20 protein-coding genes are annotated in these 18826 nt (G+C 45.5%); 14 read left to right on the top strand and 6 right to left on the bottom strand.

The annotated features are described in order from the left end of the window. Window positions 1–4: 4 nt before the first annotated feature. From fliH to fliJ, 3 genes are read left to right on the top strand one after another with little or no spacing between them, the layout of a single operon-like run. Window positions 5–760, top strand: a complete 756-nt coding sequence (gene fliH, locus R7E00_RS14805) for a flagellar assembly protein FliH (protein WP_005375050.1) — start codon at window positions 5–7, stop codon at window positions 758–760. Next, window positions 753–2099, top strand: a complete 1347-nt coding sequence (gene fliI / locus R7E00_RS14800) for a flagellar protein export ATPase FliI (RefSeq protein ID WP_053307936.1) — start codon at window positions 753–755, stop codon at window positions 2097–2099. Before fliH ends, fliI begins: the two co-directional genes overlap by 8 nt. 24 nt (window positions 2100–2123) lie before the next feature. Then, a complete protein-coding gene (fliJ, locus tag R7E00_RS14795) occupies window positions 2124–2564 on the top strand; it encodes a flagellar export protein FliJ (protein ID WP_104976429.1) in 441 nt (146 codons plus the stop codon). A 16-nt stretch (window positions 2565–2580) separates the two neighbouring features. Here the strand turns inward: fliJ and R7E00_RS14790 are convergent, their stop codons facing one another. Together R7E00_RS14790 and R7E00_RS14785 are read right to left on the bottom strand one after the other, a co-directional pair. Further along, window positions 2581–3639, bottom strand: a complete 1059-nt coding sequence (locus R7E00_RS14790) for a S1 family peptidase (RefSeq protein WP_005375061.1) — start codon at window positions 3637–3639, stop codon at window positions 2581–2583. A 73-nt stretch (window positions 3640–3712) separates the two neighbouring features. Continuing rightward, window positions 3713–4606, bottom strand: coding sequence for a LysR substrate-binding domain-containing protein (locus tag R7E00_RS14785; RefSeq protein ID WP_005375063.1), 894 nt, complete (start codon window positions 4604–4606; stop codon window positions 3713–3715). Window positions 4607–4734: 128 nt separating this feature from the next. On the opposite strand from R7E00_RS14785, the gene R7E00_RS14780 reads away from it, so the two are divergent. The 6 genes from R7E00_RS14780 (at window position 4735) to R7E00_RS14755 (ending at window position 10018) form a co-directional block, all read left to right on the top strand. Beyond that, entirely contained in the window at window positions 4735–5658 is a 924-nt protein-coding gene (locus R7E00_RS14780; protein ID WP_005375064.1) for a DMT family transporter, read from the top strand. A 98-nt stretch (window positions 5659–5756) separates the two neighbouring features. Further along, window positions 5757–6203, top strand: a complete 447-nt coding sequence (locus tag R7E00_RS14775) for an SRPBCC family protein (RefSeq protein ID WP_005375065.1) — start codon at window positions 5757–5759, stop codon at window positions 6201–6203. Between the two features lie 83 nt (window positions 6204–6286). Next, the gene (locus R7E00_RS14770) at window positions 6287–7039 is read left to right on the top strand and encodes a phosphatase (RefSeq protein ID WP_005375066.1); all 753 of its coding nucleotides are present in this window, start codon (window positions 6287–6289) and stop codon (window positions 7037–7039) included. 156 nt (window positions 7040–7195) lie between these two features. Then, the gene (locus tag R7E00_RS14765) at window positions 7196–7585 is read left to right on the top strand and encodes a cytochrome b562 (protein WP_021035869.1); all 390 of its coding nucleotides are present in this window, start codon (window positions 7196–7198) and stop codon (window positions 7583–7585) included. A 218-nt stretch (window positions 7586–7803) separates the two neighbouring features. Then, window positions 7804–8163 carry a hypothetical protein gene (locus R7E00_RS14760; RefSeq protein WP_262606204.1) on the top strand — a complete coding sequence of 120 codons (360 nt, stop codon included), beginning with the start codon at window positions 7804–7806 and terminating at the stop codon, window positions 8161–8163. A 415-nt stretch (window positions 8164–8578) separates the two neighbouring features. Next, window positions 8579–10018 carry a PepSY-associated TM helix domain-containing protein gene (locus R7E00_RS14755; RefSeq protein ID WP_104976430.1) on the top strand — a complete coding sequence of 480 codons (1440 nt, stop codon included), beginning with the start codon at window positions 8579–8581 and terminating at the stop codon, window positions 10016–10018. Between the two features lie 51 nt (window positions 10019–10069). Here R7E00_RS14755 and R7E00_RS14750 read toward each other — a convergent pair whose 3' ends face one another. The 3 genes from R7E00_RS14750 to R7E00_RS14740 form a co-directional block, all read right to left on the bottom strand. Further along, window positions 10070–10453, bottom strand: coding sequence for a VOC family protein (locus R7E00_RS14750; protein ID WP_176311333.1), 384 nt, complete (start codon window positions 10451–10453; stop codon window positions 10070–10072). A gap of 30 nt (window positions 10454–10483) precedes the next feature. Next, on the bottom strand, window positions 10484–11413 hold the full coding sequence (locus R7E00_RS14745; RefSeq protein WP_042601221.1) for a LysR family transcriptional regulator: 930 nt from the start codon (window positions 11411–11413) through the stop codon (window positions 10484–10486). Window positions 11414–11490: 77 nt separating this feature from the next. Then, window positions 11491–11964, bottom strand: coding sequence for a hypothetical protein (locus R7E00_RS14740; protein ID WP_176311332.1), 474 nt, complete (start codon window positions 11962–11964; stop codon window positions 11491–11493). A 551-nt stretch (window positions 11965–12515) separates the two neighbouring features. Between R7E00_RS14740 and R7E00_RS14735 the strand changes: the two genes are divergently transcribed. From R7E00_RS14735 to R7E00_RS14720, 4 genes are all read left to right on the top strand, one after another. Further along, window positions 12516–13199 (top strand): spondin domain-containing protein, encoded by a 684-nt coding sequence (locus R7E00_RS14735; RefSeq protein WP_005384002.1) that lies wholly within the window; start codon window positions 12516–12518, stop codon window positions 13197–13199. A 9-nt stretch (window positions 13200–13208) separates the two neighbouring features. Beyond that, window positions 13209–13904, top strand: a complete 696-nt coding sequence (locus tag R7E00_RS14730; RefSeq protein WP_213907560.1) for a spondin domain-containing protein — start codon at window positions 13209–13211, stop codon at window positions 13902–13904. Window positions 13905–14050: 146 nt separating this feature from the next. Continuing rightward, entirely contained in the window at window positions 14051–14782 is a 732-nt protein-coding gene (locus R7E00_RS14725; RefSeq protein WP_017820525.1) for a response regulator transcription factor, read from the top strand. A 116-nt stretch (window positions 14783–14898) separates the two neighbouring features. Continuing rightward, window positions 14899–16272: a sensor histidine kinase gene (locus R7E00_RS14720; protein WP_005383993.1), complete on the top strand. Its 1374-nt coding sequence runs from the start codon at window positions 14899–14901 to the stop codon at window positions 16270–16272. A 28-nt stretch (window positions 16273–16300) separates the two neighbouring features. Here the strand turns inward: R7E00_RS14720 and R7E00_RS14715 are convergent, their stop codons facing one another. After that, a complete protein-coding gene (locus R7E00_RS14715; RefSeq protein ID WP_017635497.1) occupies window positions 16301–16816 on the bottom strand; it encodes a superoxide dismutase family protein in 516 nt (171 codons plus the stop codon). Between the two features lie 541 nt (window positions 16817–17357). Between R7E00_RS14715 and R7E00_RS14710 the strand changes: the two genes are divergently transcribed. Continuing rightward, window positions 17358–18767: an aminotransferase class V-fold PLP-dependent enzyme gene (locus R7E00_RS14710; protein WP_262606205.1), complete on the top strand. Its 1410-nt coding sequence runs from the start codon at window positions 17358–17360 to the stop codon at window positions 18765–18767. Window positions 18768–18826: the final 59 nt, after the last annotated feature.

Below are 18826 nucleotides of genomic sequence, written 5' to 3'. Positions count from 1 at the left end.
GGTCATGCTAGAGACAAAATCAAGTACTATGCGATTGCCTCCGAGCGGGTATCGTTTACACCGTTTTCCGCCTTTAGCGCAACCTAAGACTATCGAAGACGAATTCGGGCTAGATAACCAAGGCTGGCAAGAACCTCAAATAGATATCCAACAGCAACTTGAAGAAGGTTTTCAACAAGGTTTGCAACAAGGACATGAGGAAGGTTTACGCCAAGGTATCGAACAGGGCAAGCAACAAGGTCTGTTGGAAGGTCAAAAAGAAGGTTTCCAAAAAGGCTTTGTTTCCGGTGAGCAGTCTGGAAAGCAAGGCTTTTTGGAGGCGGCGAAGCCTGTCAATGAACTTTTTCACGCCCTTTCTCGTTGGCAAGATGAAAAAGAACAGCAACAACGCCATATGATTTGTGAACTGGTACAAAAGGTTGCTCAGCAAGTGATTCGTGCTGAGCTCACTTTAATGCCTCAGCAGATCCTAGCTTTGGTGGACGAGACATTGTCTGCCATGCCTGGTAAAGCGGAAACAGTAACTGTGCATTTAAATCCGCAAGATTTAGAGCGCATTACTCACATCAATGCTGATTTGCCGCAATCTTGGAAACTGGTCCCTAATACGGAGCTTCCTATTGGTGGCTGTCAGTTAGTGACTGATGACGCAGAAGCGGATGCGAGCTGCGACTCTCGTTTGGAAGCCTGTATGGACAATGTAAAGCAACACCTTTTGGATGAAGTCAGTATTCCACAGGTAGAGTCTGAGCATGAGTAATACCCTAAGCCATGAACTATTAAGTGAGCGTTTGAGCGAAGCCTTGGCTTCGCTCGATTCAATCCCTGTTGCTCGCGTAACAGGGCGATTGATAAAAGTAAACGGCTTAATGTTACAAGCCGTAGGGTGTCGGTTTAAGCTTGAGCAGCGTTGTCTCGTAGAAACCGCGGAAGGCGATATGATCGAAGCGCAAGTTGTGGGCTTTGAACACACTATTGCTTACCTCATGCCTATCCGCCGTTTAGGCGGTCTGTTTGCAGGTGCAAAAGTCATCCCTCTTGATGGTGACAGTACCGTGCAGCTAAGCTCTCAGTGGTTAGGACGCGTACTGAATGGTTTAGGTGAGCCGTTAGATGATGGGGCACCGCTTAAGGGGGGGGATCGAGTTTCACTTGAACCAAAACCGATTAACCCACTGAAGCGACGCCCAGTTGATACACCACTCAACGTAGGCGTGCGAGCGATTAATGGACTATTGACGGTAGGCAAAGGCCAACGTATTGGTTTGATGGCTGGCAGTGGCGTCGGTAAAAGTGTGTTAATGGGGATGATCACCAAAAACACGGAGGCCGATGTAATTGTGGTCGGGCTTATCGGTGAGCGAGGCAGAGAAGTACGTGAGTTCATCGAGAGAAACTTAACCCCAGAAGCGCGCAAGAAAGCGATTATTATCGCGGCTCCTGCTGATGAATCCCCGCTAATGAGGTTAAGAGCGACACTACTTTGTCATCGCGTTTCAGAGTATTTCCGAGACCAAGGCAAAGACGTTCTACTTCTGATGGACTCTCTAACCCGATACGCCATGGCACAGCGCGAAATCGCTCTTTCGCTCGGTGAGCCTCCAGCTTCTCGTGGTTATCCGCCTTCTGTCTTCAGCGTGTTACCTCAACTCCTAGAGCGAGCGGGTAACAGTGAAAATCAACATGGTAGCTTAACGGCAATTTACACCGTATTGGCAGAAGGAGACGACCAACAAGATCCTGTCGTGGATTCCGCGCGCGCCATCTTAGATGGGCATGTCGTTTTATCGCGTCAACTGGCTGAGCAAGGGCATTATCCCGCGATAGATATCAACGCGTCTATTAGCCGTTGTATGAATACTTGTACGCAGGCCGCACACAGCACGATTGCGAATAACTTCCGTCAAATGTACTCCAACTACCTTCAGGTTAAAGAGTTACTGCCATTAGGGGGTTATCAACCAGGACAAGATCCTGAGTTAGATCAATCTGTTGCTATGTATCCAAATTTGCGTGCATATCTACAACAAGCTGCCAACGAGTCTGTAGATTACCCAACCAGTTTGACCGAGCTCGCGCAGCTTTTTCAAAGTGCTTAATCAAATGGGAGTGACAAGGCTGAAATGAAATCCAAGTTAAAAGCCGTAGGCAAGTTACAGCAAATGGAAGAAAAACAGCGTGACCGTGTGGGTCAACAACTTGATGCCATGCGTCAGCGTCACTCCCATCTTTCAATGCAATTGGAACAGTTGTCGGCGTTGAAAGGCCACGCTGGACAATCAACCCGAACCGGTCCGACGCTGACGAGCGCGGCTTTGATGAACTTTAATCGTGTTGACCAAATGCTACAAAGAATGCTTCGTCACCACGAGCAAGAGCAAGCCGTTATGCAAGCGGAATGTGCATCTGTACAGAAAACGCTAGAAAACAAGCACGCACGCGTTCAAGGGTTAGAAAAAGTGCTTGAACGTTGGCGTACTAAGCAGAACTATGAAAAAGCGAAAAAAGAGCAAAAGATGATTGAAGACATCATTAACTCTCGCGTTAAGCGCAAGATATTATGATGTCTTGTTGACGCTACTAGGAGCGCGAATAATTTCTGCGGTGTCTTAGCCAACCAAACCAGCCTCCAAGCATGATCAACCCTGATCCGAGAGCACCGCCGCCACTGCTGCCGTTGTTACCAAAGCCAGATGTGTTGGTATCGACAGGCTCAAAGCCAGAGTCCCCTTCGCTATGATAATCTTCCGAACTTGCTAAGAGGGCGTTATAACTGGTTTTTACACCTGAGCTGGTTTGGGTCTCAATCCATGTTGCATAGTTCAAAATCTCGGTAAACACACTTGGAATCGCAGCGGATTCGCAAACTGAAGAACCGTAGCTCACAATGCCAATTTGCTGATACATACCATTATTGTCTTGATAGGTGAGAGGACCGCCTGAGTCACCACGACAGATGCCAGTGTAGCTTCGTTCAGGAAATCCATTCGCACATAAACTTTCTTGAGCGTTAAACCCTGTTACCAACGAAGCGCATTGGGTGTCGGTAAGGGGTTTTACTTCTGCCCAGCGTAAATAGTTAGGGGGGCTTTCATCATTGGTTGAGGTCTGACCTAAACCGAATATCTGATAAACTGACTTGCTGCTGTAGTCTCCAAAGTCTTGCGGTAAAGTGATGGATTGGACGTTATCGGTGATAGGTCTAGTCAATTCAAGGACAGCGATGTCATTAATCCATAAATCGCTAGGCACATAATCAGGATGAATCGTGATAGAGCGAACATCTTTGAATTCTTCAACAAACACGTCATTCATCGTAGGGTTTTTGACTAGCACTCGTAGATCGTTGATTGTCCAGCCATCAGTAAAAACGCTTGGTTCTACGCAGTGGGCCGCAGTTAAAATGAAGCGGTCGTTTACAATGGTTCCCCCACAAATATTGGCAAACTGATTAGCGCCAGTTTTATGTAGAATAAGACGTGCAAAAAAAGGAAGTTGGTTTTGGGTAGCCTGCTGACCCCCAATAATTGCCGTGGAGATCCCTTGTTCTGAAAGGCGGTTATCATTTTCTGCTTCAGCGGTCGTACTCAAAGATACTGCAAAACAGAGTGCGCTTAGCCATATTTGATACTGCTTCATAAACCATCCTTGGATGAAAAGTGCTCTTCTAACTTTATACTAGTTTTTCAGTGAATGTGCTTAACAAAAGTTTCTAATAGTTGAATGATTGTTGTAGCCAAGATCGCAACAGATGAAACGATTCAAGCTTTAGCTTGTGTGGCGGGCATACAAAGTAAAGCTGTTGATGAGGATTAATGACGGGTTCACCCAGCTCGATTAGCTGACCATATTTGATGTCATCCTTCACAAACAAGCGATGAGTGACCAATAACCCCAAACGACGAGTTGTGGCCTGGACGGCTTGTATCGACATGTTAAAAGTGATTGGTTTTTTATTTTTAGGTCGCTGGATACCCGTCGCGTCCTGCCACACGTTCCAGTCGTTTTTTCTTCGCTCGTTAGTAACTTCAATGATGGGATACTGCTTTAAGAGTTGAGTGATGTTTGAGTCCTTTGTCGTCGCTAACAATTCAGGGCTGCACACCAAAACCAGTTCATCTTCACTGAGCTTTTCGCAGTAGTAATCCTGCCATTCTTCGGGATTTCCATGCACCAAGGCCGCGTCGATACCTTCTTGTTCTAAATTGAATCTGCCAGACAGGTTTGATAAACGAACGTCTAATTGAGGAGCAAACCCTTGTAAATCTGACATTCGAGGAATCCACCAGTGAAGAGCCAATGAATTCACCATATTGAGCGTAACACGTTGCAAGTTCTGATCTTGGATGAGTGCTTCCGTTGCATCGACAATTTGCTCTAAAGCGGGTGCCACCTTTCGGTAATACTTTTTACCGTCCGCATTGAGTTGAACTTGTCTGCCTATGCGATCAAACAAAGGCTTGTTGACTTGACTCTCCAGCGATTTAATCGCCTGACTTACGGCTGAGTGGCTCACACTTAATATCTGTGCTGCTTCTGTCATGCTGCCAGACTCAGCTACTGCAACAAATGCGTAGATGGACTTTAAGGGGACTAGTTTCCGCATAATTTAAAAACCGTAGCTGGTGATAGATAAGTTAAACTGTAAGTTTTTCTTACATCAATGGTTAATATTACTCGCTATTTACGATAAGTGATGTCTTTTAAAATGCTCCATATATTAAGGAGTATTGAATGAATGCTGTAAATAAATCTATCCTTTTCATGTTGATGTCTACGTTAAGCTTATCTGTTACTGGACTGTTAGCAAAGCAGTTGTCAGGCGAACTTTCCGTCACACTATTTAGCTTCTTACGTTTTTTGGTGCCTGCGCTTATCTTGCTTATCTTACTTCGTGTGAAAAACCTTACCTTTCCTAAAGCGGGCACGCTAAAGCCTATTTTATTGCGTGCTCTTTGTATCGGTTTGTCACAACTTTGCTTTATCGCGTCATTACAAACGTTAACGCTGGTAGAAGGGGTTGTGTTGTTTGCTACTGGCCCATTATTTATTCCCTTGGTTGAAAAGCTGTTCATGAGGGGGCGCATTCGTGTTTCAACATTGGTGGCTTTAGCAATGGCGTTCACTGGTGTGGTTATGTTAGCGGGCGGTGGAAGTGAGATTACATGGCGAGCGGATTTATTGCTCGGTTTGGCTGGGGGACTCTTCAATTCTGGTTCTCAGCTTACGTTATATAAAGTGAGTAAAACAAATATGTCGCCGCTAGAAATCAACTTTTGGGCGTTTGGATTTGCTGCCGTATTTCTGTTGCCGCTAACTTTGTTTAACGACTTCGACGTGTTACTTAATATGAGTGTTATGGCGCCTGAGATTTCTTCAAATACGCTGTGGATCGGTATGATGTCTCTGATGATCATTAACACCCAAGTTTTTCGCTCCAAAGCATATAAACTGGCAAGCAGTGGCTCTCAACTTGCGCCACTCATTTTTACTAACTTATTGTTCACTGCGGTTTGGCAGAGCCTGTTTTTTGAAGACCGAATGAGTCAAAGTCAAATTGTTGGGATGAGTTTAATAGTGCTCGCAATCATACTGAACACATGTTGGGTTCGCTTTAAGGCGCATCGCAGTGGCGGTTTACAAGCGAGAACTTCTTAGTCTGTCGAAAATGAAGGGGGCAGGTAGATAAATTGGTCGTGTGGTTTGATTTTTCCTGAGTATGGGCTAGCGTCAAGAAAGGTTCAGGGAGAGAAATCATGCTTACGCTAAATTATTACGTCGAAATTTCGGCGACACCGCAACGAGTGTGGGAAGTGCTAACCGATGTTGAGTTGTATAAACGTTGGGCACAAGCCTTTTCACCGCAGTCTCAATTTGAAGGAGCTTGGGAAGAAGGAGGTGGCATCACTTTTTTTGATCCAGATATGGGCGGGACAAGGGCGATCATAGATACGGTGCTACCGCTTCAAAAACTTGAATTTCATCATGTTGCCATTTTTAATCCGGATAATCGTCAACAACTCGATGCTGACCTAGCATCTAGGTGGATCGGATCGCGAGAGATCTACCAGATCGATACCAACAACGATCGTTTACTACTCAATGTTACCATTCATACTCACAACGACTTTGTTTCTATGTTTAATCACGGATGGGAAAAAGCCTTACCCTTGATAAAAGCCATTAGTGAAGAGCAAGCTTAGGGTTCTTGCTTATCTTGGGCTGACGATGCGTTGCCTGAAGGTATACAATAGCACGCAAGATAGCGCACCTTAGAGAGTGGATGATGGAATTTAAAGTTGATACCCATACACATACGTACGCAAGTGGTCACGCGTACAGTACCTTGATTGAAAATGCAAAGTTGGCAAAAGAGAACGGGCTGGATATGTTCTGCACGACCGATCACGCAGAATCAATGCCGGGTGCGCCTCATTACTGGTTCTTCTCTAACCAGAAAATTCTGCCTCGCTTTCTTGAAGGCGTTGCGATTATTCGCGGCGTTGAATCTAACATTATGAATACCGAAGGCGACATTGATATTCCACTGAGTGTGGACCGCAACTTAGATTGGGTGATTGCGAGTTTTCATGAACCCGTTTTTCGTCCTGCAAACAAGCAAACTCACACGGAAGCACTTGTTAATGTCATTCAGAGTGGTCGTATTGATGCGCTCGGTCATCTTGGTAATCCAAATTTCGACTTTGATTTTCAGACCGTTTTAGCGTGCGCGAAAGAGCACAATGTCGCGATTGAAATTAATAACACCACGCTGAAAGGCAACAGCCGAGTAGGCAGCGTAGACCGTTGCCACGAGATTGCACAAATCGGGAAAGATCTCGGTGTTTTCTTCACCACGGGCAGTGACGCGCACTTCTGTCACGATGTTGGTAATCTGGATTTGGTTGGAGAGTTAATGGACAAAGTGGGTATTGATAGCAAGAAAGTGATTACTCACACCGCTCAGCAGTTTTTGTCTTTCTTAGCTTTGAGAGGCCGTAAACCAATTGCAGAATATGACAGCATTCTCAACGCATAAACTTGATTACATTTAAGGTATGCACCCGACGCCAGATTGCTTTACACTGCGACCCGGAAATACTCAACTAAGCTAGTTTTTCGCCTTTTATGGCGTAGGTTATTTGGGTGAATAAAGCCGACACAGAATTCGGCACTATAAATGGAGAAGTGAAAAATGTTACGTCCTTTAGTCCTAGGGTGTGCGATTGCGTTTGGCTCAACATACGCAATGGCAGAAGCGGTTGATTTAAAACAAAACATGAAACAGATGAAGATGGAATTCAAACAGGCGGCAGAAGCATCTGATGTCGAAACCATGAAATCTGCGATTGATAGCTTGCAAGCGATTGTTGAACAATCTAAGCGTGGTAATTACCCACCAGAGAAGTTTGATACTTACTTAGAAGGCTTTAACAAGCTGACGGTAACGCTAGATAAGATTGAAGCGGATCTTGATGCGGGCAAGCTACAAGAAGCAAAAGCTCAACTGCGTGAAATCGATAGTCTTCGTGAAGAGTACCACGACAAGCGCAATCCAAGCATTTGGAGCAAGTTGTTTGGCTAATTATCTACTGAGCGGAGCATTTGCTCGTGGCAGTGGATTACGCGTTATCTCTAAGTAATGAATGAACACATTATCAGCCTGCCATTTCGGCGGGCTTTTTTGCGACTGTCAATCGATGCATTCAAGAAAACCTGTGAGGTAGCAAGCACTTATTGATCCTGTTTTTGAGCTATCACTCAAAATTGGTTACGCTGTGTGAAATTTGTTAAGTCACCGTTATGCGTAGATTAATTCCTTTTTACCGCTCGATGTTATTTGCTAGTGCTCTCAGTTGGGTGCTAGTGACGCTGATGCCTGTTATCAATGCTCATGGTAACAGCATGGGCGTGTGGGCGACGTTATGTACGCTTAACGGTTTTGAGTTGGTCCAAATAGAAGAGGGCGACAATTCGGTCAGCCACAAAGGCAAGCCTTGTCCGTTTAGCCACTTCTCGACTTTTCATCACGATACACTTCCAACGACACCGATACTTTCAAGACAGAGCTTGGTGACTTCTGACAGGCACGCTTATTTGGCTCTAAGTGTGCGATTTGAAACACCAGTTCCTAGAGCGCCGCCAGTTTCCCTTTTCTCATAACGAAAACAATTACACGATACCCAAGTAACCTCGAGATGCTTGGTTCAGCGAGAATGACTTGGTTTGTAGACGCGGCGGCGATTTAAAGGTCTAGTGGGTCTAAATCAAGATATCGACAACAAAGTATACAAGCCAAGGCAACTCGCCCTTCGGGAGCGTGTCATTGCTCCGATTGCTGCTTCAAACAACTTGGAAAGAGTTGTCTATTACACAGCGTTGTTTTCTTTGCACTCGAATCAATGACAACGCTCTGAATCCAGCATCTTGAAGTCACTTGGGTATATAGTCAGCAACACTGCCACTTCGAGCAGTGGTACTCCTGAATCTAAGTCAATTAGCGCCGCATACGAATGCGTATGTGCAGGATGCGTTTGGCTCAATTTGGGTGTTCAATAATGAAAAAAGGAAAATACACATGTTGAGAAACTCGGCAAAGCCTCAACTCAAGGAAGCCTCACGCTTAAAATCCATCTACTTTATGACGTGGCGATGGCACTTTTACGCAGGTTTGTTCGTCATTCCATTTATGCTCATGCTTTCCCTCACGGGGTTGGTGATGTTGTTTGATGACGAAATCGAATTGGCTCGATACGAAGCGACATTACAAGTTTCACCACAAGAACAAATGGTTCCTGTCTCTGCACAATTAGAAACCGTAAAGCAGGCGTATCCCGATTTTAATGTCACTCAATTTGTACCTGCTAAAACGGCCGATATTGCCAACCGATTCTCGATTCAAAACCAAGAAGGCAGCTCTCTGATTGTTGCAGTAAATCCTTACACAGGAGACGTACAAGGCACCATTAATCGTGGTGATAGCATCTATGAACTGATGAACAGCATTCACGGCACCTTGCTCATCGGCGACCTAGGTGACCGCTTAATTGAAATCGCCGCAAGTTTGGGGATTTTGCTGTTGGTGTCTGGTTTGTACCTTTGGTTACCTAGAGACAATGCCAGCCGCGCCGGCTTTTTGAAAATCCGCTTTAACAATGGCCCTCGAATTTTGATTCGTGACCTGCATGCGAATTTAGGTGGTGTGCTGTCGATTGTGCTGTTGTTCTTTTTGATTTCAGGATTGTCGTGGGCAGGGATCTGGGGTGCGAAAATGGTACAAGCTTGGAATACCTTCCCAACCTATTACACATGGGGTGAGAAACCGGAATCCACACTGACACATAAAGATCTTAACCATGGTGCATCAGAAGAGATGCCATGGAACTTAGAGCTTGCTGCTGTGCCAGAGTCGAAAGATAAGCCCGCTCATGATCATGCCAATATGAAGGAAGAGACGGCATACGCAGGCAGTCATGATGCGCTCTCCATTGATGATATCATCCTCAAGGCTGAAATGATGGGCTTCACTGGCTATAAGCTGTTTTTGCCACGCTCTGAGACGGGCGTTTACACCGTTGCAGCTAACTCTATGGGTGGCGATATCTCTGACCCAAGACAAGATCGCACCAGCCACTTTGACCAGTATTCCGGTCGCTTGTTGGTGGATGTAACGTGGCAAGATTACAGCCTATTTGCCAAGTTCATGGCGGCAGGTGTGTCATTGCATCAAGGTGATGTGAGTATATTGAACAAAGTACTCAACGTAGTGTTCTGTTTGGCGTTCATCTTAATCTCAATCACAGGCGTGGTGATGTGGTGGATTCGTAGACCAAGTCGCAGTGCTGCATTAGGGGCGCCACCTAAGTTTCAGCAAGACAGTATTTGGAAGCTTGGCTTAGTAACGTTAGTGATATTGTGTCTCGCGTTCCCGATGGGCGGTTTCGCGATTGTTACGGTTCTTGCACTGGATTGGCTGTTGTTTAACCGCGTTGAGAAGCTGAAAACAGCGTTGAATTAGTAACAGACAAAGAATGGAATGGTAAAAGAGCCAGCGACGTGCTGGCTCTTTTTATTTCTGGTAAATCTCCAATGGCAAGCCATCTGGGTCTTGGAAGAAGGTAAAGGCTTTGCCTGTGAATTCGTCAATACGAATTGGCTCAACTTCAACGTCATTCGATTCTAGGTAGGCTTTCACCTGTTCAACATCATCAACCAAAAACGCGAGATGTCGTAGCCCTTGTGCTTCGGGAAAGCTCGGTCTCTCTGGTGCGCCCGGAAAGCTAAACAGTTCAACTTGGCGGCCGTCGGGTAAAGCGAGGTCAAGCTTGTATGAGTCTCTGGCTTCACGATAGTTTTCAGCAATGACTTTTAGCCCCAACACTTCAGTGTAAAAGCGTTTTGACCTTGGGTAATCGCTACAAATGATCGCGACGTGATGAATGGCATTAAACATGGTTAGCCTCTTCAAACATGGCTCGTATCCTCAAGCATGGTTAGTGTCCTCGGAGACTAAATGCTCCTTAACGAAGTCGATAAACACGCGCAGACGAGCAGGCATGTATTTGGTTTGTGCATACTGCATCGCGATAGCGCCGTGGTAGTTACTCTTTATCATCCAATCCGGCAGAACCTCCACCACTTCCCCTTGCTCTAACGCGTCTTTGATCACGAAGTCATGGAAGATCCCAATTCCCAAGCCAGACTTAACCCCGTTCAAGCGCATTTGAGAATGGTTGACGGCGTAGCGCCCACTCACGGCAATCGAATGAAAGGCTTCCTCTTTAAAGAACGACCAGATGTTGTCTTTGTCGTTCTCGGCAAGGTAAATGCAGTCGTGTTGCTCAAGCTCGGTTGGGTGCTCAGGCATACCGTGTTTGGTGAGGTAATCTGGAGAGGCACATAAAACGAGATTGGTCTTGCTGATCTCTTTGAGTACCAGATTCTCATCGGGTTTGTCGGTGAGCTTAAACGCGACATCAATGCCTTGGCGGAACAGATCGATCTCACCATCTGCTGCACGCAGCTTAAGCTGAATATTTGGATAACGTTCTAGGAATGGCAATACAAACGGTTGAAGCACCGAATTAAGAAATGCTTCAGGGGCTGCCACTGTGAGTGCGCCTGTTGGCTCGGCATGATCTTCCGCAGATAGCTCAACGGCTTGCTGCGCGGCATTCACCATTGCGATGCTTTGGTCGTAAACCTTTTGTCCTGCTTGAGTGATGATCAACTTACGAGTCGTGCGCTCAAACAATTTGACCGAAAGCGCTTGCTCTAATCGTGTGATCAACTTACTTAAAGCCGATGGCGTCACGCCGAGTTGTTTGGCTGCTGCGGTAAAACTGCCTTCGTTTACCACTAAGATAAACGAAGCAAGATCAGGAAGTAGGGCAATGAGTTTTGGATTAACCATAATTGTTCAGTTCTGCGCAGCGGAATAACGATATTGTCTGGTACGGTTTCACGAGGTTCAAGTGTCACTGTCTCGCTTTAACGATATTTTGCCAAAAATGCATTGAGTTCAGGCAAGCCAGATTCACCAGTATGGTATTGCTGCCAACAGTGATAAATGGCCGTTTCGTGGTCTGCAATCAACTCGATAGCTTCTCGCTCAGCGATTGAATACTGCTGTGAAGCTTTCACTTCTTCATGCCACTCTCGATACTTGACCTCATAAGGTTCTACCCATTTCAGAAGAGTCGCCACCAACTCTTGCCATGGTAAATCAATCCATTTGGTTGCATCTTCCAAGCCTTTATCCAGCATCTCTTGGTATCGACTTTCTATATCCATCCCATTTTTCAGCAGTACAGGTTTGAGCTTTTCTGCGGTGAGTTCTTCCACTTCAATCAAGGTTTGCCACAGCGTTTGTTGTTCACTTTGGGCGTAATGGCTCAAGTAGTGGTTGAAAAAAGCGATGCCGTAGATTTCGCCATAGTAGGCAGACAGAACGTTATGAATCATGGTGAGAATCGTGATTTAAACAGAGAATACCGCATTGTAGGAGGGGAAAGCGCGAAGTGTAAATATCTGAATATACTCAAGTGACTTCAAGATACATGGTTCAGAGCGTTGTCACTGATTCAAGTTCAAGGAAAACAACGAAGCGGAATAGCGAGCTCTTTCCAAGTTGTTTGACGAAGAAATTGCTTCAGTGGCACGCTCCCGAAGGGCGAGTTGCCTTGGTTCGCATGCTTCGTTAACAATTTTCGATTTAGAACCACTAGATTTTCAAATTGTTGCCTCGCCTTCAAACCAAGTCATCCTCGCTGAACCAAGCATCTCGAGGTTACTTGAGTATAAATAAAAAAGTGCTGCTGACAGAATTCGAACAGAACTTGTGAGAATTTTATGAGAATTCGATGAAGTTGCTGATAGATTTGCTCGTCATTCTTAGAGGCAAGAACGCAAAACGTTCGAAACGTAATGCTTAACCTACTCAAGTCACGAACAAAGAAGTAAAGCCGTATACATGGGCTTGGGTAGTTCAACCCTCATTAAAGGATGGAATCACAATGAAAAAACGTACCCAACTCGGACTCGTCATGACTTCAGTCGCTATGGCACTAGGCTCTGCATCAGTGAATGCGGCGGAATTGGAAATCACCGTGACAAACGCAACCAAAGGCATCTACTTTACGCCTCTTATTGTTGCTGCACATGGCTCTGATCTTCAAATGTTCAGAACGGGTCAAGCAGCAACGCCAGAACTAGAAGCAATGGCAGAAGGCGGTGATATCTCTGGTCTTGCTAGTGTGATTGGTAACGCTGGTGGTGCGGTGGTTGAGAACCCTGCTGGTGGTATTTTGAATCCGGGTGTGGCAACCACCTTCACCTTGGACAGTGGCGACCACGGTTATCTTTCTCTGAGCGCGATGTTGCTGCCAACCAATGATGGTTTTGTCGGTCTGGATAGCTGGAAGATCCCAACGGAAGCGGGTACATACCGAGCAACGCTAAGAAGTTACGATGCCGGTACAGAAGCGAACGATGAACTTGCGTCTAGCATGCCAAACCCACCTTTCATTACCTTTGGTACTGGCGGCACAGGCGTTGAAGCAACAGTAACTAACGACAAAGTTCACGTGCATCCGGGTAACCTTGGTGATAGCGATCCAACCGGCGGCATCAGTGACCTAGACAGCAGCAGCCATCGTTGGTTAAACCCAGTTGCAACCATCACAATCGTTGTGAAGTAAGGGGGATGTATGAAATACAGAATCTTACTATTAGCAGCTTCAGTCGGCTTGCTCGCCGGTTGTCCAAGCGATGATGATAATGACGTAGTGAAATCGTACCGCTACACCGTCAACGTGGCGAACTTGACTGCGAATCAACCTATGTCTCCGCTCGCGGTACTCACTCACAATGCTGACTACCAATTGTTTGAAATTGGACAAGCCGCATCTGTTGAACTTGAGCATCTTGCTGAAGGCGGTAGTAACGCCGAGCTGATTGAATTGATGAACAGCAATGACAGTGTTTACCAAGGTATTTCGGGTAATGGATTGGTGTTGCCGGGTGCATCGGACGAAGTCACCATTACGGTTGACCCTAGTCGTTACGGTTACTTGTCTGTGGCGTCTATGTTCGTGAATACCAATGATGCCTTTGTTGGCGAAACGGGGCTATCGCTCAAATCGCTCGCAGTGGGTGAAAGCTACGAAATGAGCATGAACGTTTGGGATTCCGGCACAGAGCTGAACGATGAACTTGCTGCAACCATTCCGGGCCCAGCAGGTGGCGGTGAGGGTTTCAATGCCGCTCGTAATGACAGTAATGACGTTGTTGCATTCCATGCGGGTGTTGTTAGCCAAGATGACGGATTAGCAAACTCAGCACTTTCTGCGAACCATCGTTTCTTGAACCCAGGTGCGAAAGTCACCATCACTCGAGTCGAGTAACACAGGCTCCGATGACGTCTCCTTTCCAAAGCGCTTGTAGCCGAGCGCTTTATCCCTCATGGCGTCATCGGAACCTTTTTTGAAAGAATTTCTAATTTGTTCCGGTCATGTGCAAAGTGAGGATACTCGAAGGCAAGGAAAGGACCATGGAACAACAGGCAATCAATTTAGTCGCGAACATCTTGTTGGTGGAAGATGACGATGATTTGGCAGAACTGGTTCAGATGCATCTTAAGTTTCAGGGACACCAAGTGTCGCGAGCCACAAATGTCGCCGATGCTAAAACGCAATACCAGCAACAACCCTTTGATTTATTGATCCTTGACCGAGGTTTGCCAGATGGTGATGGTCTAGACATCTGCCATTATTTGCGTCAGCAACAAGATTGGAGCCCAGTGCTTATGCTGACAGCCAGAGACGGTGAAATGGATAAGGTTGACGGTTTAGAAGCAGGCGTTGATGACTACATCACTAAGCCATTTAGCGTATTAGAATTTCAAGCACGAGTGCGAAACGTGCTGCGCAGAGTCAGCCAAACCGCTGAAGCAAAGGTGGCAGATGAAGTCCTCGATGATGCGATGGATTTTGGCCCGCTGAGAATCATTCCGGAGTTGCACCAAGTATCCTTAAACGACAAGGATGTCACGCTCACCGCGACAGAGTTTACTTTGCTGCAGTTTCTCGCGACTCGTCCGGGCAGAGTCTACAGTAAAGATGAATTGCTCGATCACGTTTGGAACACCAGTCATTCTGGTTATCACCACACGGTGTGTAGCACCATAAATCGTTTACGCAGCAAGTTGTCGTTGTCTGATTCTGATCATCACTTCATCCAAACCGTGTGGGGTGTTGGATATAAGTTTCAACCAAGACACTAATGCAAGAAAGTAAGTCAAAACATCAAGCCAAGACAGTAAGTCGGCAGTTGTTTTCACCATCATTTTTCAATCATCACGGGTGTTGCAAAAACACCGCTGTTTAAGGAGGCGATAGGATGAGCTTCAAATCTCGCTTAGTGGTATTTACTAGCTTGTGGTTCTGTCTCGCGGCGGTGGTGATTGCACTGACTTACAATTGGCAAAAAGAAACCATTGAGTTACGCACCAAGCAAAGCCTGCATAAAGAGCTAGCCAGCCACATGCGTGATGATAATCCGCTGATGATCGGAACGGATTACAACCCTAAAGCGCTCAAGTCGATTTTTCACACGCTCATGCTGATCGGCCCTGATTTTGAAATCTACTTCCTCGATAGCCAAGGCAATATCACCACTCATGCAGCACCGGAAGGGGCGGAGATCATGGGGAAGGTGGATCTCAATCCCATTAAGCAATTCTTAAATGACCAGCCTTTTCCTATTTTGGGTGAAGACCCACGTAATCGTGGTGAACACAAAGTCTTTTCTGTCGCCGCGATAGAGGAATTAGGCTCTACGGTCGGTTATCTCTACGTGGTGATTGGCAGTACCCGACATGACGCCATTGCCAATGCTCAAGTCGATACTCCTTATATCGCGCTGGCAGGATTGGTCTTAGTCTCCATTTTAGGCTTTGCTCTTGGGGCTTATGTGCTGGTGAAACGTAGCCTATTGAACCCGATTGAGCGTGTGACCAAGCAACTTCAACAGCAAGCCGAACATGATTTCCGCCTGCAACCTGATTTTACTCACCAAGTGCCGGAGCTCGTGCCGATTGCGCACTCTTATCAGATGATGGCGAAGCACATTCAGCAACAGTTTTTACAGTTGGAGTATCAATCGTCTCATCGTCGTCAAAGCTTGTTGCAGCTTAGTCATGATTTAAAAACGCCGTTATCGAGCGTGCTGGGCTATTTGGAAACGTGGCGTTTGCAACATCCGGAATCCGATCCTTTGATTGACGTTGCTTTCCGAAATTGTGAGAAGCTCTCAACTCAACTGCATTCTTTATTAGACGCCGCACGCAAAGAAGCTCCAATGCCAAATTACGAGTACCGCCCCGTAGATCTGGGCGCTTTGATGGCAGAATGTGCTGAAACGATGCAGAGCCAGTTTTCTCGTAAAGAAGTGGTATTGAAAGTGGATATCGATAGCGAAATCCAAACCGTGGGTGACAAGGGGCTATTGGAGCGATTGGTATTGAACCTGCTTGAAAATGCATTGCGCCACAGCCCAATCGGTTCAGAAGTGCATTGCCAAGCGCATTTGAGTGAGGATAAGTCGCGTATCCATTTTACCTTCGTCAATCACATCGAGGAAGAAGCGGAGGGCGGTTCTTTGGGGATCGGGACGAAGATTGTTCAATCGATCTTAATGCTTCACCACAGCTATCTTGAGACCAATGCAACCTCCTCTCAGTATCAACAGAAGTTCACACTTCTCGCAATCTAAAGAGAAGTGTGAGACATAAAGTTAATGTTTATTCAATAACACCACATACGACGCGAGCGCCACCACCACCTAGCTTATTTGGGTGATCGGAGTGATTGTCACCACCTGCATGGATCATTAACGCTCGACCTTTTAAATCCGATAATTTTAGGCGAGGAGCGACAACGGGCTGATTGGCATTGCCGTCCATGTCCACATAGAGTGGAGGCAAGTCGCCTAAATGATTGTCATCGGTCCAAGGATAGCCATGCTTCCCTGTGTTGTTAGGATCATAATGGCCACCTGCTGCGCCGCCTAATACGGTTTTGTCATCCTTTTCTATGCTATCGCAAGATGGATTAGTGTGAACATGGAAACCGTGCACACCTGCTGACAAACCTGATAATTGAGGCGTAAAAACAACGCCATAATCACTTTGTGAAATCTCAATGGTACCAGCGCTCTCATTGGTGTTGAGAGCAGTCATTTCTACCGTTTTTGCTAGCGCGTTAGGGGCGGCGACAAGAGCGGATGCAACTGAAATGCATAGCAATCCTTTTAACATGGGACCTCCTTCTTTTAGGGTGTACGCTCAAGCACATATTAGTGAAAACCTGTTTTACTTATGTCTGTTGAGCGGTGAGTTTATGTCATAGAGTGATGTGTATCACTTTATAGTCTTAAACTGATATCTCGATCCGAAATCAGCTTTCTTTTATTTAGTCTTAACATGTTGAGATCGTTAAGATATAAAAAGAATAGACGCCAATCTTAAAATAGCCTGAATATTTTTAAATTAACGCAAAGTTAAATTTTTAATGACTTTATAACAAAGCTCATAATTGTTTTATAAAGAATTTGGTGGAATTGTCCGCAATAAAGAATAATCAAATTAACGAATATATTAATGTGAACATTGTTGTTTATAGATTTGTGGTCAAACTGTTGCTTATATCATCAAATAAGATAAAAAATTGGAACTAAAGTCACTTAATGGCAGAGGAAAAAATTAAACTCTGATTGTAATGGGTAATAATGTTTTAGTAACAGATAGTTACGCACTTAAAATTAATAATATGGCTAATTTCCGACAAGGATTGAAAAAGATGAAAGACAAGGAATCTATTCAGACTAATAGCAGCCGCCGTAATTTTCTGAAAGGCGCAACAGGAGCTGTTGTTGCTGGTGTGAGTGCTTCCGCTTTCTCAGGCGTAGCTCAAGCACGAGAACAGAAAATTGATTGGAGCAGCCGCGGGCTAGGTAGAAAACATGATAAGCGCTTCTGGCGTAAAGTGCGAAGACAGTTCGTTTTGGACAAACGAACCACTTACATGAACATTGGTACAACAGGTTCAATGCCAAAACATGTTCTTGAAGATTACGAGTATAACAACAAGCTGGTGGCTAAATATCCTTGGGACATGAAAGGCAAATTTGGCTCTTGGCCTTATGTTTCAGAGATGGTTAAAGACGTCGCACCAGGTTTTGGTGCTAACCCAGAAGAGATCATTCTCAGCCGCAACACTACTGATGGCTTATGCTCGATCATTAATGGCTTACACTTTGAACCAGGTGATGTGATTCTAACGACACACCATGAACATATTGCTGCAACATCACCTATGAACGTAGCGAAACATCGTTTTGGTGTGGATGTGGTAGAAATTCAACTACCAGTATTTACTGGTACCGAAAACGTTTCTGAGCAAGATTACATTCAAGCGTTCCGAGACGCGCTTGATGCGAATCAAAACGTTCGCCTAATTGTTTTCTCTCATATCACATACAAAACAGGAACCGCGCTACCAGCAAAAGCCATTTGTGCTTTAGCAAAAGAGTATGGTGTACCTACTCTTGTTGATGGCGCGCATACGGTCGGTATGTTTGACCTTGATTTCCACGATATGGATTGTGATTTCTATGCAGGATCTGGTCATAAGTGGCAGTGTGGTCCGGGCGCGACAGGTATTCTGTATGTTCGTGATAACGGTAACCGTTTGAATGAGTATTGGAGTGACCGAGAGAACCCGTTATGGTTGATCAACTCCTCACTTTCTCATGCTGATTACCTAGGTAAACAGCTGCAAATGCAATACATTGGTAACGATAACTATCCTGCGAAACAAGCACTAGTTGATAGTTGCAAAATGTGGGATGAGATTGGTCGAGACCGTATCGAAGAGCGAGTTGTAAGCCTTGGTAGTTTATGTAAAACCTTGCTTCAAGACTACTTGCCACAAGCCAAAATGTATTCACCAAACGTGGAAGGCTTAACCAGTGGCTTAACGACGGTTAACCCGTTCTCCGATGTAACTAATGAAGAGATACTGACGGAATTCCGAGATCGTTTACGTGAAGAGTATGGTTACATCATCCGTACGACTAGCTTTAAGCTGCATAAGGATGATGACTTTGATACTTACGCGCTGCGTATCTCTACGCATTTGTTCCATGACGAACAAGATGTGGAAGGGCTCGTAGTGGCGATGACGAATTTGTATTACTCGTCGTTCTAACATCGTTGTTTATCACTCAAGCGCCCATTATTGGGCGCTTTGTGAAAGGTAAGGATATT

It is taken from the genome of Vibrio sp. Vb1755, from assembly GCF_033338635.1.
Classification (GTDB): domain Bacteria; phylum Pseudomonadota; class Gammaproteobacteria; order Enterobacterales; family Vibrionaceae; genus Vibrio; species Vibrio alginolyticus.
The sequence above is the reverse complement of the archived record's forward strand: the minus strand, read 5'-3'. Positions and strand labels throughout refer to the sequence as shown.

Coding starts and splice junctions, on each gene's coding strand:
- R7E00_RS14710 (WP_262606205.1), top strand. CDS start 17,358: ATGAAAGACAAGGAATCTATTCAGACTAATAGCAGCCGCCGTAATTTT.
- R7E00_RS14715 (WP_017635497.1), bottom strand. CDS start 16,816: ATGTTAAAAGGATTGCTATGCATTTCAGTTGCATCCGCTCTTGTCGCC.
- R7E00_RS14730 (WP_213907560.1), top strand. CDS start 13,209: ATGAAATACAGAATCTTACTATTAGCAGCTTCAGTCGGCTTGCTCGCC.
- R7E00_RS14735 (WP_005384002.1), top strand. CDS start 12,516: ATGAAAAAACGTACCCAACTCGGACTCGTCATGACTTCAGTCGCTATG.
- R7E00_RS14790 (WP_005375061.1), bottom strand. CDS start 3,639: ATGAAGCAGTATCAAATATGGCTAAGCGCACTCTGTTTTGCAGTATCT.
- R7E00_RS14745 (WP_042601221.1), bottom strand. CDS start 11,413: ATGGTTAATCCAAAACTCATTGCCCTACTTCCTGATCTTGCTTCGTTT.
- fliJ (WP_104976429.1), top strand. CDS start 2,124: ATGAAATCCAAGTTAAAAGCCGTAGGCAAGTTACAGCAAATGGAAGAA.
- fliI (WP_053307936.1), top strand. CDS start 753: ATGAGTAATACCCTAAGCCATGAACTATTAAGTGAGCGTTTGAGCGAA.
- R7E00_RS14775 (WP_005375065.1), top strand. CDS start 5,757: ATGCTTACGCTAAATTATTACGTCGAAATTTCGGCGACACCGCAACGA.
- R7E00_RS14720 (WP_005383993.1), top strand. CDS start 14,899: ATGAGCTTCAAATCTCGCTTAGTGGTATTTACTAGCTTGTGGTTCTGT.
- R7E00_RS14765 (WP_021035869.1), top strand. CDS start 7,196: ATGTTACGTCCTTTAGTCCTAGGGTGTGCGATTGCGTTTGGCTCAACA.
- R7E00_RS14785 (WP_005375063.1), bottom strand. CDS start 4,606: ATGCGGAAACTAGTCCCCTTAAAGTCCATCTACGCATTTGTTGCAGTA.
- fliH (WP_005375050.1), top strand. CDS start 5: ATGCTAGAGACAAAATCAAGTACTATGCGATTGCCTCCGAGCGGGTAT.
- R7E00_RS14755 (WP_104976430.1), top strand. CDS start 8,579: ATGTTGAGAAACTCGGCAAAGCCTCAACTCAAGGAAGCCTCACGCTTA.
- R7E00_RS14770 (WP_005375066.1), top strand. CDS start 6,287: ATGGAATTTAAAGTTGATACCCATACACATACGTACGCAAGTGGTCAC.
- R7E00_RS14725 (WP_017820525.1), top strand. CDS start 14,051: ATGGAACAACAGGCAATCAATTTAGTCGCGAACATCTTGTTGGTGGAA.
- R7E00_RS14750 (WP_176311333.1), bottom strand. CDS start 10,453: ATGTTTAATGCCATTCATCACGTCGCGATCATTTGTAGCGATTACCCA.
- R7E00_RS14740 (WP_176311332.1), bottom strand. CDS start 11,964: ATGATTCATAACGTTCTGTCTGCCTACTATGGCGAAATCTACGGCATC.
- R7E00_RS14780 (WP_005375064.1), top strand. CDS start 4,735: ATGAATGCTGTAAATAAATCTATCCTTTTCATGTTGATGTCTACGTTA.
- R7E00_RS14760 (WP_262606204.1), top strand. CDS start 7,804: ATGCGTAGATTAATTCCTTTTTACCGCTCGATGTTATTTGCTAGTGCT.